This is a genomic window from Ruminococcus sp. RTP21484sp1_RTP21281st1_A8_RTP21281_210402 (genome assembly GCF_040914025.1).
GTDB classification, from domain to species: domain Bacteria; phylum Bacillota; class Clostridia; order Lachnospirales; family Lachnospiraceae; genus Blautia_A; species Blautia_A faecis.
Genome location: NZ_JBCPGE010000022.1, coordinates 22,696 through 37,157, shown reverse-complemented (window position 1 = coordinate 37,157; position 14,462 = coordinate 22,696). Strand labels below are relative to the sequence as shown.

At 43.9% G+C, this 14,462-nt stretch carries 13 protein-coding genes; 11 read left to right on the top strand and 2 right to left on the bottom strand.

The annotated features are described in order from the left end of the window. Positions 1 to 118 precede the first annotated feature (118 nt). Positions 119 to 922 carry a peptidylprolyl isomerase gene (locus tag AB5170_RS11870; protein ID WP_226837980.1) on the top strand — a complete coding sequence of 268 codons (804 nt, stop codon included), beginning with the start codon at positions 119 to 121 and terminating at the stop codon, positions 920 to 922. A gap of 127 nt (positions 923 to 1,049) precedes the next feature. On the opposite strand, the gene AB5170_RS11865 is transcribed toward AB5170_RS11870, so the two are convergent. Continuing rightward, complete coding sequence (locus tag AB5170_RS11865) at positions 1,050 to 1,610, bottom strand: class I SAM-dependent methyltransferase (protein ID WP_179988294.1); 561 nt, start codon at positions 1,608 to 1,610, stop codon at positions 1,050 to 1,052. Between the two features lie 322 nt (positions 1,611 to 1,932). On the opposite strand from AB5170_RS11865, the gene coaBC reads away from it, so the two are divergent. The 3 genes from coaBC (at position 1,933) to AB5170_RS11850 (ending at position 4,878) form a co-directional block, all read left to right on the top strand. After that, positions 1,933 to 3,132, top strand: coding sequence for a bifunctional phosphopantothenoylcysteine decarboxylase/phosphopantothenate--cysteine ligase CoaBC (gene coaBC, locus AB5170_RS11860; RefSeq protein ID WP_173773568.1), 1,200 nt, complete (start codon positions 1,933 to 1,935; stop codon positions 3,130 to 3,132). Between the two features lie 228 nt (positions 3,133 to 3,360). Beyond that, positions 3,361 to 4,011 carry an ECF transporter S component gene (locus tag AB5170_RS11855; protein ID WP_173773567.1) on the top strand — a complete coding sequence of 217 codons (651 nt, stop codon included), beginning with the start codon at positions 3,361 to 3,363 and terminating at the stop codon, positions 4,009 to 4,011. A gap of 93 nt (positions 4,012 to 4,104) precedes the next feature. Next, positions 4,105 to 4,878, top strand: coding sequence for a type III pantothenate kinase (locus tag AB5170_RS11850; RefSeq protein WP_173773566.1), 774 nt, complete (start codon positions 4,105 to 4,107; stop codon positions 4,876 to 4,878). An 82-nt stretch (positions 4,879 to 4,960) separates the two neighbouring features. On the opposite strand, the gene AB5170_RS11845 is transcribed toward AB5170_RS11850, so the two are convergent. Then, entirely contained in the window at positions 4,961 to 5,851 is an 891-nt protein-coding gene (locus AB5170_RS11845; RefSeq protein ID WP_173773565.1) for an RluA family pseudouridine synthase, read from the bottom strand. Positions 5,852 to 6,044: 193 nt separating this feature from the next. Between AB5170_RS11845 and AB5170_RS11840 the strand changes: the two genes are divergently transcribed. From AB5170_RS11840 to cobK, 7 genes are all read left to right on the top strand, one after another. Then, positions 6,045 to 7,388 (top strand): MATE family efflux transporter, encoded by a 1,344-nt coding sequence (locus tag AB5170_RS11840; RefSeq protein ID WP_187565975.1) that lies wholly within the window; start codon positions 6,045 to 6,047, stop codon positions 7,386 to 7,388. A gap of 315 nt (positions 7,389 to 7,703) precedes the next feature. Beyond that, positions 7,704 to 8,879, top strand: a complete 1,176-nt coding sequence (gene cbiD / locus AB5170_RS11835; protein WP_195590930.1) for a cobalt-precorrin-5B (C(1))-methyltransferase CbiD — start codon at positions 7,704 to 7,706, stop codon at positions 8,877 to 8,879. A gap of 123 nt (positions 8,880 to 9,002) precedes the next feature. Continuing rightward, entirely contained in the window at positions 9,003 to 9,686 is a 684-nt protein-coding gene (gene cobI, locus AB5170_RS11830; RefSeq protein WP_195478514.1) for a precorrin-2 C(20)-methyltransferase, read from the top strand. A 106-nt stretch (positions 9,687 to 9,792) separates the two neighbouring features. Beyond that, the gene (cobM, locus tag AB5170_RS11825) at positions 9,793 to 10,551 is read left to right on the top strand and encodes a precorrin-4 C(11)-methyltransferase (protein WP_118579928.1); all 759 of its coding nucleotides are present in this window, start codon (positions 9,793 to 9,795) and stop codon (positions 10,549 to 10,551) included. 26 nt (positions 10,552 to 10,577) lie between these two features. After that, positions 10,578 to 11,684 carry a cobalt-precorrin 5A hydrolase gene (locus AB5170_RS11820; protein WP_368365068.1) on the top strand — a complete coding sequence of 369 codons (1,107 nt, stop codon included), beginning with the start codon at positions 10,578 to 10,580 and terminating at the stop codon, positions 11,682 to 11,684. Continuing rightward, complete coding sequence (gene cobJ / locus AB5170_RS11815) at positions 11,677 to 12,417, top strand: precorrin-3B C(17)-methyltransferase (protein WP_195478513.1); 741 nt, start codon at positions 11,677 to 11,679, stop codon at positions 12,415 to 12,417. Before AB5170_RS11820 ends, cobJ begins: the two co-directional genes overlap by 8 nt. Further along, positions 12,410 to 14,455 (top strand): precorrin-6A reductase, encoded by a 2,046-nt coding sequence (gene cobK / locus AB5170_RS11810; protein ID WP_195478512.1) that lies wholly within the window; start codon positions 12,410 to 12,412, stop codon positions 14,453 to 14,455. Before cobJ ends, cobK begins: the two co-directional genes overlap by 8 nt. The last annotated feature ends 7 nt before the right edge of the window (positions 14,456 to 14,462 follow it).

Below are 14,462 nucleotides of genomic sequence, written 5' to 3'. Positions count from 1 at the left end.
ATACAAGCTGTGGCAAGACAAAGAAAAAGAAATTGAACAATCTGTGAAAACAATTGTTTTTTACGTGATTTTCGTTATAATAGAAAAAGATGGCATCAAGAATTGGAGGCATAAAATCATGAAAAAAAGAAAAATTCTGGCAATGCTGATGGTGGCAGCTCTTTCCGCAGGAATGCTGGCAGGCTGTGGTTCAGATGATACGAAAGAGGAAAGCAAGAGCACAGAAGCAGCAGATACTAAGGAGAATACAGAAGAAAATAAAGACACAGAAGAAACAAAAGAGGAAAGTACAGAGGAAAGTGCTGACCAGTCAGAAGGAACGGAGGAAGAAGTTTCCGGCTTTACAGACGGTTCCGGGGATGGAGAAGGTACAGATGAGACAGCAGACGATACCAGCACTGTTCTGGATACCTCAGAGCCTCTTACGGGTCTTCATCATGCAGAGATTGAGGTGAAGGACTACGGCACCATTAAGGTGGAACTGGATGCGGACACAGCACCTATCAGTGTAACCAACTTTGTGAAACTGGCACAGGAGCATTTCTATGACGGACTTACTTTCCACCGTATTATTGATGGATTTATGATCCAGGGCGGAGATCCGGAAGGAACTGGAAGAGGAGGCTCTGATGAGACTATTAAGGGTGAGTTTTCTGAGAATGGCGTAAAGAACGACATTTCCCATGAGAGAGGTGTGATCTCCATGGCAAGATCCTCAGACCCGGACAGTGCAAGCTCCCAGTTCTTTATCGTGCAGTCCGACAGTACCTATCTGGATGGACAGTATGCCGCTTTCGGACATGTGACAGAGGGCATGGACATTGTTGACCAGATCTGCAAGGATGCAAAGCCTACAGATAACAATGGAACCATTTCAGCAGATGAGCAGCCGGTGATGACAAGCGTTACCATTATTGACTGACAAAGTACAGATTGAGAATACCGAAGATAAAAACACCCCTTTGGCAGACACAAATAATTACAGTTTGTCTAAGGGGTGTTTTTTGAGTAAATACATGGGAAAAAAGTTGTTGCTTTTTGTATACAAGTTACAGTTTGACTACAAGTACGGGCATAGGCGGATGATTAGGCCGGTTGTAATATTCTGTTTTAATAACCAGAAATTTCCTGGAATCCAGCACTTTCAGCCATTCCAGCAGTGCATCCCGTTCCTCAAACCCGGAATCTCCGCCGCTGTAGATACACAGCATCAGGATCCCGCCCTTTTTCAAAAGGGACAGGGATACGGTAAGTGCCTGAATACTGGATTCTGCTCTCGTGGCAAGAGTATGATCGCCTTTCGGCAGATAGCCGAAATTGAATACAATGCAGCTTACACTCACAGGCTCTGCGTATTTCCCCATATTTACGTGGGAATCCAGAAACAGTTCATAATTGTGGGGAGCATTTTCCTTTTCAAGCCGCTCTCTGGTATTGGCAAGTGCCATTTCCTGAATATCGAAAGCGAGTACATGCCCTTTTTTCCCACAAAGACGGGAAAGAAGCAGAGTGTCATTTCCGTTACCCATGGTGGCATCAATGCAAAGATCTCCCTCTTTTACATGCTCTGAGATAAAGTGGGCGCACCACTGTGTGATCTGGTAGTTCATAATGGTTCCTTTCTTTTGTAGTATCCTTATTATAAAAGACGAAAACAGATGGCAAAATTTCCCGCAAAGTGGGGCGTGCACGTTACGGGAAGGATTTTTTTACATGCTCTGGAATGGCTGTTAAAAATCCAAGGCTATTATAACAGATAAAAAAACAAAGAAAAGATGCATATAAAGGTAAATTATGTATGAAAAGCCGAACATATAAAAAATACATTGCATTCATACGTCTCTTTGCATTATAATAAACGGAACGGACAAAAAATATAAAATTACAGATAAATTTTGTCCAAAAGATTTCAAAGAGAGATGAGGGAAGATAATGTTAGAGGGAAAGACAGTTCTTCTGGGAGTTACAGGAAGTATTGCAGCATATAAGATTGCATATCTTGCAAGCGCGTTGAAGAAACAGCAGGCAGACGTTCATGTGCTAATGACCAGAAATGCCACTAATTTTATTAATCCCATTACTTTTGAGACACTTACCGGGAATAAATGTCTTGTGGATACTTTTGACCGGAATTTCCAGTTCCAGGTAGAGCATGTGTCCATTGCGAAAAAGGCTGACGTTGTGATGATCGCACCGGCAAGTGCCAATGTGATAGGAAAGCTGGCTCATGGAATTGCAGACGACATGCTTACAACCACCATTATGGCATGCAGATGCAAGAAATTTATTTCTCCGGCGATGAACACCAATATGTTCGAGAACCCCATTGTCCAGGATAATCTAAAAACCTTGGAGCATTATGGATACGAAGTAATCGATCCTGCTGTAGGCTATCTTGCATGCGGCGATACCGGAGCGGGAAAAATGCCGGAGCCTGAGACTCTTTTAAACTATATTTTGAGAGAGTGTGCCTGTGAGAAGGATATGAAAGGGCTGAAGGTGTTGGTTACCGCCGGTCCTACCCAGGAGGCAATTGATCCTGTCCGTTATATTACCAACCATTCTTCCGGCAAGATGGGCTATGCCATTGCAAAAATGGCTATGTTGCGCGGAGCAGATGTCACACTGGTAAGTGGACGTACTGCACTTGCACCGCCACCATTTGTGAGAGTGGTTCCAGTGGTAACAGCCAGAGATATGTATGAGGCTGTAACCTCTGTCAGTCAGGAACAGGATATTATCATTAAAGCAGCAGCAGTGGCAGACTATCGTCCGGCCAGTGTGAGCGATGAAAAAATTAAAAAGAAAGACGATGACATGTCCATTGCCCTTGAGAGAACAGATGATATTCTGAAATATCTTGGAGAGCACAAACCGGATGGACAGTTTCTCTGTGGATTTTCCATGGAAACAGAGAATATGATCGGTAATTCCAGAGTCAAACTTACCAGGAAAAATCTGGATATGGTGGCTGCCAACAATGTAAAAATGGCAGGCGCCGGATTCCAGGGGGACACCAATGTTCTGACTCTGATTACACAGGATGAGGAAGTATCACTCCCGCTAATGAGCAAGGAGGATGCAGCCGGTAAGATCCTGGATAAAATACTGCTTGAGAGAGTTCGCAGATAGTTATTTACAGGCTGTCATTCTGGCAGCATTTATAAATCTTTTGCGAAGCCGCAGGCAGTGGCACTGGTGTTATATTCGCAGATTGTATTTTGTAAATCTGGACAGAGGATAACACATTTTTCAGAGTGGCGGGTAAATACCAAAAAAACATGCCCGCTGTTCCATACCGTATTGTATCCCTGGAGCTGAACAGGCTCTAATATAGGGAACGATAACAAGGAGGACAATATGAACAAAAAATTTACAACATCTCAAATCACCTTACTGGGCCTTATGATCGCAATTCTGCTTCTTATGGCTTACACACCTCTTGGCTACCTGAATATCGGGCCTCTTGCAATCACCTTTAATATTATTCCGGTTGCCATCAGCGCAATTACAATGGGACCTGTAGGCGGAGCCATTGCGGGAGCCGTATTCGGACTTACCAGCTTTGGACAGTGTATCGGCATTGGCGGTACCAGCCTTATGGGTGTTACCTTATTCGGAATCAATCCATTCCTGGCGTTTGTTCAGAGATTTATTCCAAGACTGGTTGACGGACTTCTTCTTGGATATATTTTCCAGGGAGTCCGCAGAAAATCAAAAAATATTTATCTTTCCTGCGCTGTAACAGGATTTCTTTCCGCATTTTTAAATACTCTGTTTTTTATGGGGTTATTAGTTGGCCTTTTCGGAAATACCGAGTATGTACAGGGACTTATGGGTGGAAAAAACGTGATTCTGTTCATCTGTACATTTGTAGGAATCAACGCAGTATGTGAAATGCTTTCCGCTACCGTTATCACAGGCGCTGTAGGTGCAGCCCTTTACAAGGCAAGGCTTCTTCCGGAAACAGAGAAGAAATCTGAGAAAGTGGTAAAAACAGCAGAAGTTTAAGAAAATTGGAAACAGACAGACTGTTTGCAAAAATGGCCGCTGATTGCGGCTGAAAGCAGTCTGGCTGATGATAGAGAAATCATGGAGGAAAAAATGATTTTAGCAATTGATATTGGAAACACAAATATTGTGGTTGGCTGCATTGATTCAAAGCAAACCTATTTCATTGAGAGACTTTCCACTGTCCGTACAAAAACAGAACTGGAATACGCAGTTGACCTGAAGACAGTTTTGGATTTATATCATATTAAGCGGATTGATATTGAAGGCTGCATTATTTCCTCTGTAGTACCGCAGATTACCAATGCCGTGAAGCTTGCAGCTGAAAAGGTTCTGAAAAAAGAACCTATGGTATTGGGACCAGGTGTAAAAACAGGACTGAATATCCTGATGGATAATCCCGGACAGCTTGGAGCAGATCTTGTAGCAAATGCAGTTGCAGGAATTCATGAATATTCTCTTCCACTGGCAATTATTGATATGGGAACTGCAAGTACGGTAAGCGTAGTAGATGAGAAGAAGCATTATGTGGGAGGCATGATTTTTCCCGGAATGGGAGTGTCCCTGGATGCCCTTACAGCCCATGCTTCTCAGCTTAGCGGAATCAGTATTGAAGCACCGAAGCGCATCATTGGAAAAAATACTATTGAATGCATGAAAAGCGGTGTGATTTATAGCAATGCAGCAGCCCTTGACGGAATTGTTGACAGAATTGAAGAAGAGCTTGGACAGAAAATTACAGTTGTTGCAACTGGTGGCCTTGCCCGTAAGATTATCCCACATTGCAAGCGGGAGATTTTGTTGGATGAGGATCTTTTGTTAAAAGGTTTGCTCATTATATATGAGAAGAACAGAAAAGAATTATAAGCTTTCTGAGAATGAAAAATGAGACAGGTCAGAACTTCACGGTTATGAGGTTCTGACCTGTTTTGCCCGAATTCGGTTGCCGTTAGGAACGATGAAAGGCATCTGCAAAATCTTCTGGGACAGGGGCAGTCATACACATGTTTTCTCCTGTAACAGGGTGAGTAAATTCCAGCTGAAAGGAGTGCAGGGGCTGTCTTTTTATAATTCTGTAATCTGGATTGTAGAGAAAGTCTCCTGGCAGCGGATGTCCAATGTACTTCATATGCACACGGATCTGATGAGTGCGTCCGGTTTCCAGATGGAGCTCGATGAGAGAGTAGGAATGATAGGTGGCTAATTGCTCATAGTGTGTGACCGCACTCTCCCCATTTGCGAAATCCACCTGTCTTTTGATGGTGGAATCTGCTGCACGCCCGATAGGCGCATCAATAGTTCCCTGCTCTGGTGTGAGTCCCTGTACAATTGCCAGATAGGTACGCCGGATCTGACGCTGCTTCATCTGGGCAGAGAGAACTGCTGCACTATAAGGGTTTTTTGCCAGAATCAGGGCTCCTGTGGTGTCTCTGTCCAGACGGTTGATGCAGCGGTAGACGAAATGCTGTCCTTTTTCTTTAAAATACCAGGCAACTCCATTAGCCAGTGTATTATCATAATTTCCAATGGAAGGGTGCACAGGCATGTCTGCCGCCTTATTTATGACTAAAATATCTTCATCTTCATATAGAATAGAAAGGTCCATTCTCACAGGCAGGATATTCTCAGTGTTGTCCGCTTCCGGAATATGTATGTGAAGAGAATCTCCGACCTGAAGAACTGATTTCCCAAATCCCCGCTCACCATTTAGCTGAATCGCATTTTTATCTGCCTTCATGGAAGATAAAATTCCCCGGGAAAAGCCCTTGCTCTTGAGAAAATCAAGAAGCTGCATTCCTTCCTGCTCTGGCTTTATAGTGTATGTAAGAATTCTGTCCAAGGTGTTCCTCCTGAAATTGTATTAAAATTATGCGGAAACATAAGGATTGTGCGTAATTAAATACTGTAATTTTTTTGCTCAAGGTGTATAATAGCACAGAAAATATTTGTATGGAAGTATCTGAAGCAGTTTTATGAGATATACATCCATGCGACAGGAACTATTTATACATTTAAGGAAAAAGAGGAAACATATGAAACAACAGCAACATCTTTTTACAAACAAAATGCTCCGGGCGCTTCTTGTTCCTATTATTATGGAACAGCTATTAAATGCCTTGATGGGTACGGTAGATACCATGATGGTCAGCAATGTAGGTTCTGCGGCCATTTCCGCCGTTTCTCTTGTGGACTCCATCAATGTATTGATCATTCAGGCCTTTTCTGCACTGGCAGCAGGAGGTACTATTATCTGTACCCAGTATCTTGGACAGAAGAATCACGAGATGGCAAACAAATCAGCCAGGCAGGCACTTTTTATTATAACGGCTATTTCTGTTTTCATCGTTGTGCTTGGACTTGCTTTCCGTGCACCGCTTCTTAGCTTTATTTTCGGAAAAGTAGACGCGGATGTTATGGAGAATTCCATGGTATATTTCTTTTATACTGTGCTGTCCTATCCTTTTATTGCGCTTTATGATGCCGGAGCATCCATTTTCCGTGCACAGGAAAACACCAGAGGACCGATGGTAATTTCCATTATTTCTAATGTGATGAATATTGTGGGAAATGGAATCCTGATCTGGGTATTTCATATGGGAGTTGCCGGAGCGGCTATTTCCACGCTGGTGTCCAGAATTTTCTGTGCAGTAGTAGTGCTGTACCAGCTTAGAAAAGACAGGCAGCCAATTGTGGTACGTGATTATCTGAAAATCCGTCCGGATGGAAAAATGATTGGCAGGATACTTGCTCTTGGTATTCCTTCCGGTATAGAGAATAGCATGTTCCAGCTTGGAAAGCTGGCAATCCAGTCTACAGTCTCTACACTTGGAACCACTGCAATTGCAGCCCAGGCTATGACCAATATGCTGGAGATGTTAAATGGAACAGCTGTAATTGGTGTTGGAATTGGACTTATGACGGTAGTGGGACAGAGCCTTGGAGCTGGAAGAAAAGATGAGGCAGTTTATTACATGAAGAAACTGATGATCTTTTCCGAAGTCTTTCTCATCGCCTGCTGTGCAGTGGTATATGTCCTTGCACGACCGATTACCATGATCGGTGGAATGGAAGCCAAAAGCGCTGAAATGTGTCTGGATATGATGTTCTGGATCACCATTGTGAAACCAATCGTATGGATGTTTGCGTTTATTCCGGCTTACGGCATGCGTGCAGCAGGAGATGTGAAGTTTTCCATGATTACTTCCTGCATTACTATGTGGACCTTCCGCTTTTGCCTGTGCGTTTATCTGATCCGGGTTTGCGGCATGGGACCGATGGCTGTCTGGATTGGAATGTTTACAGACTGGACGGTACGTGCGATCGTGTTCGGTCTGCGGTTTAAGAGTGGAAAATGGATGGAACATAAAGTTGTGTAAAAGGTAACTGCAAAAGATAAGGAAAGCTATCCCCTTTTATTGACTTTTAAATAGCAAAATTATATAATGTAACGGATAAAAACAGGGAAAAGCATGATCAGGAAGCCAGGTGTAATTCCTGCACAAGTCCGTTACTGTACAGTCAGATACTGGTTGCTTTTTCAGAAACAGGATTTCCTGCGGCAACCGGGATAAGACTGATAGGAAAGAAGCTTTGTTGTCAGGACAGGGCTTCTTTTATTTACGTAACAGATGGGACGTCACAATTCCGGAAGCCCGCATAGCGGGTTCCTTATAGCTTTGGAGGCAAGAAACATGGAACATAAGACAGGATTGGAAGATTATTATGTGATCCGCGGACAGAAGAAAATGCGTTTTGGCTATACCACAGGTTCCTGCGCGGCAGCAGCCTGTAAGGGCGCCTGCCTGATGCTTCTGGGAAAAGAAAAGTTAACATCTGTACCGCTTATGACTCCTAAGGGAATCCTCCTTGACCTGGAGCTGCATGACATTCAGATCAGTGAAAATCAGGTTACCTGTGCAGTGAGAAAAGATGCCGGAGATGATCCGGACACAACAAATGGCATTCTTGTTTATGCTACAGTGTGGAAGACGGATACTGCCGGAATTGTTATAGATGGAGGAGTGGGCGTAGGCAGAGTTACAAGACCCGGGCTCTCCCAGAAAGTGGGAGAAGCGGCAATCAATCCTGTTCCTCGTGCAATGATCCTTCGGGAAGCAGAAGAAGCTGCAGTTTCCCATGACTATGAGGGCGGTCTGAAGGTTGTGATTTCTGTCCCGGAAGGTGTAGAAATCGGCAAGAAGACCTTCAATCCCAGACTGGGAATCACAGGGGGAATTTCCATTCTTGGAACCTCCGGAATTGTGGAGCCTATGAGTGAAAAAGCTCTTGTAGAAAGCATTCATGTGGAAATGAAGCAGCACTTTACCCAGGGTGAGAAGTACCTTCTTGTGACTCCGGGAAACTATGGGGCAGATTATCTGCGTGAGCACATGACCTTACCTTTTGAACGAAATATCAAGTGCAGCAATTATGTGGGAGAAACCATTGATATGGCTGTAGACATGGGCGTGAAGGGAATTCTGTTTGTGGCCCATATTGGCAAGTTTGTAAAGGTAGCAGCAGGAATTATGAACACCCATTCCCACAGTGCAGATGCCCGTATGGAAGTGCTTGCAGCCAATGCCCTCAGAGTGGGAGCGGATGGAGATACTGCAAGAGGTATCCTGAATTGCAATACCACAGATGAAGCCCTTGATATTTTGCACGAAAAAGGCCTTTTAGAGCCTGCAATGCAAGAAATTATGGAAAGAATCCAGTTTTATCTGGATCACCGTTCCTATGAACAAATTAAGCTTGGTGCGGTTGTTTTTAACAATGTATATGGATATCTGGGAAAAACAAGAGATGCCGGTGAACTGATTCAGGAAATTCAGAAGCAGGATGAAATGCTTAAACTTCAAATGTAAACAGGCTCTGGATATGGAAAATATGCTGTAAGGCGTTTTGCGAATAAAGATTTGTTCAATTTATAAGAGAAAAATAAAAAACAGAGTAGTTATGCTTAAAAACTATTTCAGAAAGAGAGATCTATGACAGGAAAATTATATGGCGTAGGAGTTGGCCCGGGGGATCCGGAGCTGATCACTTTAAAGGCTTTAAGACTTACAAAGGAAGCAGATATACTGGTTTTTCCAGGGGAAAACCCAAAAGAATCTGTAGCGTACAGGATCATGAAAGGTGCGTACCCGGAAATTGACAGCAAACAGATGATTTCCCTGCCAATGCCCATGATCAAAGACAGAGAAGAACTGAAACGTGTTCATGATGAAGGAGCAAAAATAATTGCAGAATGGCTTGAGAAAGGAAAAAATGTAGTATTCCTTACCCTGGGAGATCCAACCGTATATTCTACATACATTTATGTTCATAAAAGGGTGGAGCAGCTGGGATATGCAACGGAAATCGTCAGCGGCATTACATCCTTTTGCGCAGTCAGTGCCAGATTTAATGAAGGACTGGTGGAAAAATCCCAGCAGCTTCATGTAATCCCTGCCTCCTATCAGATAGAAGAAGCATTGAAGCTTCCCGGAACGAAGGTTCTGATGAAAACCGGCAAAAAAATGCAGGAAGTGAAAGCACAGATCAAAGCATCTGGAAACAAGGCAGAGATGATCGAAAATTGCGGAATGCCAGATGAGAAAATTTACAGAAGTGTGGAAGAAATTCCAGATGATGCAGGTTATTATTCGTTAATCATTGTGAAGGAAAAGTAAGATAATGTAAATGAAAACCAATGTAGGCAGAGTAAAAATTTATTAAAGTAAGAACTATAAAACTTTGCCGCATAATAGAAATTATAGTGAAAAAGGAGAGAAAGCCATGATTCATTTCGTAGGAGCAGGTTCCGGAGCACCGGATCTGATCACCGTAAGAGGAAAGAAATATCTGGAAGAAGCAGACGTAGTTATTTATGCAGGATCTCTGGTAAATCCCAAACTTCTGGAGTACACAAAGGATATTTGTACCATTTATAACAGCGCAAAGATGACACTGGAAGAGGTGCTTTCTGTTATGGAAAAGGCAGAAGCAGCAGGCAAGACAACAGTAAGACTCCACACAGGTGATCCCTGTATTTATGGTGCCATCCGTGAGCAGATGGATGTGCTGGATGAGAAAGGGATTGCTTATGATTACTGTCCTGGTGTCAGCGCATTCTGCGGTGCGGCAAGTGCTTTAAATCTGGAATATACGCTGCCGGATATTTCCCAGAGCGTGATCATCACCCGTATGGAAGGGAGAACTCCGGTTCCGCCAAAGGAAAGCATTCAGTCCTTTGCCGCGCATCAGGCAACTATGGTTGTTTTTCTCAGCACAGGAATGCTGGAAGAGCTGAGCAGAAGACTGATCGAAGGCGGTTATACGGCAGATACTCCTGCTGCGATTGTGTATAAGGCAACCTGGGAGGATGAGAAGAAATTTGTGTGCACGGTAGGAACTCTGGCGCAGACCGCGAAGGAGAATCATATTACGAAGACTGCACTTATGATCATTGGAGACTGTGTAAATGCCGCTCATTATGATCGTTCTAAATTATACGATCCAGGATTTACAACTGAGTTCCGTGAAGCAACGAAATAAGAATAAGACTCTAGAGCCTGTTCCAGATGAAAGGAAAACGGATGAAAATTTCCATGATATGCTACACCCTGACAGGGCAGCAGACAGGAGAGAAACTAAAAAAGGGACTGGAAAAAGAAGGAAATATGGTTTTTCTTTTTACAAAGAGTAAATACATTCCAGACTCTATAAAGGGCAGTTGCGGGAAATGGACGGGAGAACAGTTCGAAACTGCAGACAGTATCATTTTCATTGGAGCAGCAGGAATCGCAGTGCGCAGCATCGCCCCCTTTATACAGAGCAAAAAGAAAGACCCGGCTGTGCTGGTAGTAGATGAATTGGGCAAATTCGTGATATCCCTGCTGTCTGGACATCTTGGCGGGGCAAATGAACTTGCCTGTCTGGCTGCAGACATTTTACAGGCAATCCCTGTAGTCACAACTGCCACAGATCTTGAGGGGAAATTTGCTGTGGATGTGTTTGCAAAAAAAAATAACTGTCACATTTTTCGAATGAAAGAGGCGAAAGAGGTTTCTGCCGCGCTGCTGGCAGGTGAGAAGGTTGGATTCTACAGCGAATTTCCCTGGGAGGGAGAACTGCCAGAGGGACTGATCGGGTGTCAAAAAAATGGCATATCACTTTCTGAAATACAGTATGAAACTGTGGATGGCACACCACTTCCAGAGGTGGGAATTGCCGTGACCGTACATAAAAGCTGTCATCCCTTTGCCTCAACGACGCATGTAGTTCCACCAGCTGCTGCGCTTGGAATGGGCTGCCGGAAAAATAAAGAATCAGAAGCCGTGGAAAAAGCAGCATTCAGCTGCCTGAAAGAAAATGACATTTATCCGGAGGCAGTTGCAGCTCTTGCAAGCATTGATGTAAAAAAAGAAGAACCCGGGCTTCTGGCTCTTTCAGAAAAGCTGGGAGTTCCTTTCAAAACATTTTCCAGTGAGGAACTTCTGTCTGTGCAGGGTGAATTCACCTCATCCTCTTTTGTGAGTAAGACAGTAGGTGTGGATAATGTGTGTGAACGAAGCGCGGTGAAAGCCGCAGAAAATTATACTGGCATTCATTTTATACAGAGAAAACGGGGAGCAGAGGGCGTGACTACGTCTCTTGTCCTTGGAGATTGGAGGATACGTTTTGAGTAAAGAAAAGAAAATTTATGTGGTAGGAATCGGACCAGGTTCTTATGAAGGAATGACAGGAGCTGCAGCCACAGCTCTTGAAAAAAGTGATGTGATCGTTGGATATACTGTTTATATTGATCTTGTAAAAGATCATTTTCCGGGAAAATCTTTTCTCACCACACCTATGAGAAAGGAAGTGGATCGCTGTGTAATGGCTTTTGATGAGGCTATGAAAGGTCAGATAGTCTCCATGATCTGTAGTGGTGATGCGGGAGTTTACGGAATGGCTGGTCTTATGTATGAAATCGGCGCAAACTATCCGGATGTGGAGCTGGAAGTAGTTGCAGGTGTTACAGCAGCAACCGGAGGAGCAGCAGTGCTTGGTGCTCCATTGATCCACGATTTCTGTCTGATCAGTCTCAGTGATCTGCTTACACCATGGGAAAAAATCGAGAAGCGTCTTCTTCTGGCTTCGGAAGCTGATTTTGTGATTGTTCTTTACAATCCGTCCAGTCACAAGAGACACGATTATCTGAAAAAAGCCTGTGAACTTATGCTTCAACACAAATCTCCGGAAACAGTATGCGGTACCGTACAGAATATTAACCGCGAGGGTGAAACTGCCAGGGTTATGACTCTGGCTGAATTGAAAGAAACACAGGTAGATATGTTTACCACTGTATTTATCGGAAATTCACAGACCAGAAATATTGATGGAAAAATGGTAACACCAAGAGGATATAAAAATGTTTGATATTGTCGTATTTGCAGGCACCACAGAAGGCTGTGAAATCTGCAGCTTTCTGGCAAAAAATAAAGTAAGTGTGCTTGCATGTGTCGCTACCGATTACGGCAGCAAATCATTAAAAGAGGGCGAATATCTGAAAATCCACGCTGGCCGCCTGAATGGGGAGGAGATGGAAAATCTTCTGAAAGAACTCAGTCCCGGACTGGTGCTGGATGCTACCCATCCGTATGCTGCCGAGGTAACGGAGAATATTCGGGCTGCCTGCCAAAATACAGGTTTTTCCTACCAGCGAGTATTAAGAGAGGCCGGTGCTTATCAGGATAAGGCTGTTTATGTGGAGAATACAGAGGCAGCAGTGGAATTTCTGGAAGGTACAAAAGGAAATATCCTGCTTACCACAGGCAGCAAAGAGCTTGGGAAATTTACAGCTTTATCGGATGCAGGAGAACGCATTTATGCCCGTGTTCTGTCTTTGCCATCTGTGATGGAAACCTGCAAAGGGTATGGCTTTGAGGGCAAACATCTGATCGGTATGCAGGGACCCTTTTCCATGGAATTAAACGCAGCCATGCTTCGTCAGTATGACTGCAGATACCTTGTGACAAAGGATACAGGAAAAGCAGGTGGTTTCCAGGAGAAAATTGATGCTGCACTTATGTGCGATGTGATTCCTGTTATAATTGGAAGACCGCTGCAGGAAGAGGGTCTTTCTGTGGCAGAATGTAAACATATGCTCACGGAATATTTTGGACTTACTCTAAAACCTCACGTTACACTTCTGGGAATTGGGATGGGAAGTGAGAAAACCCTCACAATTCAGGGAAAAAGGGCAGTTCAAAGAGCTGATCTGATCATTGGAGCCAGGCGCATGGCAGACTCCATCCGGGAGCCGGGACAGCCGGTGGTGTATGAATACCGCAGTGATGTGATTGGAGCTTATATTAAGAGCCATCCGGAATATGAGAATATTGTGATAGCTTTGTCCGGGGATGTTGGATTCTACAGCGGAGCGAAGAAGCTGCTGGATGTGTTGAATGGAAGGAAACCAGAGGGTGTTTTAGCAGATGATTTTAAAGAGCAGGAGGACAGTGAAAAAGGAAATGGCTGTGTCTCCATTGAGATTATCTGCGGAATTTCTTCTGTAGTTTATTTTATGTCCCAGATCGGTTTATCCTGGGATGATGCGAAGATCACTAGCGCCCACGGCAAAAATTGCAATTTGGTTTCCATGATCAAGCAGAATCAGAAGGTATTTTCCATTCTGGGAACAAAAAGTGCGGTTGCAGAACTTGCACAGAAACTGGTGGAATATGAGATGGGAGATGTGGTTCTTTATGTTGGAGAAAACCTTTCCTATCCAGATGAAAAAATATTCCAGGCGAACGCCAGTGAACTGACTTCCTATGAGGGTCAGGCATTGAGCGTTGTCTGTGCTTTTAATGAAAAAGCCAGACCGGCATTTTCCACTCATGGAATTCCAGATGAGAAATTTATCCGTGGAAAAGCACCTATGACAAAAGAAGAGGTGAGATGTGTTTCCCTTTCTAAGCTTCGTCTTCAGGAAGATTCCATCTGTTATGATGTAGGTGCCGGAACAGGTTCTGTTTCTGTGGAAATGGCTCTTCGCGCAGATCAGGGACAGGTTTTCGCTGTTGAGAAAAAGGATGACGCGGTGGCTCTTCTTTACGAAAACAAACAGCGGTTTGCAGCGGATAATCTGGAAATTATAAAGGGCGAGGCACCGGAAGCACTAAAAGAACTGCCGGTTCCTACTCATGCGTTTATCGGTGGTTCATCAGGAAATCTGAAAGAAATCGTTGCCCTGCTTTTAGAAAAGAATCGGGATGTGCGGATCGTGATCAACTGCATTACGCTGGAGACTATCAGTGAGGCACTGGAAATATTGAAAGAATACGATTTCGCAGATCAGGAAGCAGTGCAGCTTACAGCCTCCAGATCAAAAGAGATTGGAAAATACCATCTAATGATGGGAGAGAATCCTATTTATATTATCACTTGCCAGAGCCCCCGGGCGCGGATATGACAGGTGT

Excerpts from the sequence above, each read along its gene's own strand:
- AB5170_RS11855 (WP_173773567.1), top strand. The coding sequence starts at position 3,361 with ATGAACAAAAAATTTACAACATCTCAAATCACCTTACTGGGCCTTATG.
- coaBC (WP_173773568.1), top strand. The coding sequence starts at position 1,933 with ATGTTAGAGGGAAAGACAGTTCTTCTGGGAGTTACAGGAAGTATTGCA.
- AB5170_RS11865 (WP_179988294.1), bottom strand. The coding sequence starts at position 1,610 with ATGAACTACCAGATCACACAGTGGTGCGCCCACTTTATCTCAGAGCAT.
- cobM (WP_118579928.1), top strand. The coding sequence starts at position 9,793 with ATGATTCATTTCGTAGGAGCAGGTTCCGGAGCACCGGATCTGATCACC.
- cobI (WP_195478514.1), top strand. The coding sequence starts at position 9,003 with ATGACAGGAAAATTATATGGCGTAGGAGTTGGCCCGGGGGATCCGGAG.
- AB5170_RS11840 (WP_187565975.1), top strand. The coding sequence starts at position 6,045 with ATGAAACAACAGCAACATCTTTTTACAAACAAAATGCTCCGGGCGCTT.
- AB5170_RS11870 (WP_226837980.1), top strand. The coding sequence starts at position 119 with ATGAAAAAAAGAAAAATTCTGGCAATGCTGATGGTGGCAGCTCTTTCC.
- AB5170_RS11820 (WP_368365068.1), top strand. The coding sequence starts at position 10,578 with ATGAAAGGAAAACGGATGAAAATTTCCATGATATGCTACACCCTGACA.
- cbiD (WP_195590930.1), top strand. The coding sequence starts at position 7,704 with ATGGAACATAAGACAGGATTGGAAGATTATTATGTGATCCGCGGACAG.
- cobK (WP_195478512.1), top strand. The coding sequence starts at position 12,410 with ATGTTTGATATTGTCGTATTTGCAGGCACCACAGAAGGCTGTGAAATC.
- AB5170_RS11850 (WP_173773566.1), top strand. The coding sequence starts at position 4,105 with ATGATTTTAGCAATTGATATTGGAAACACAAATATTGTGGTTGGCTGC.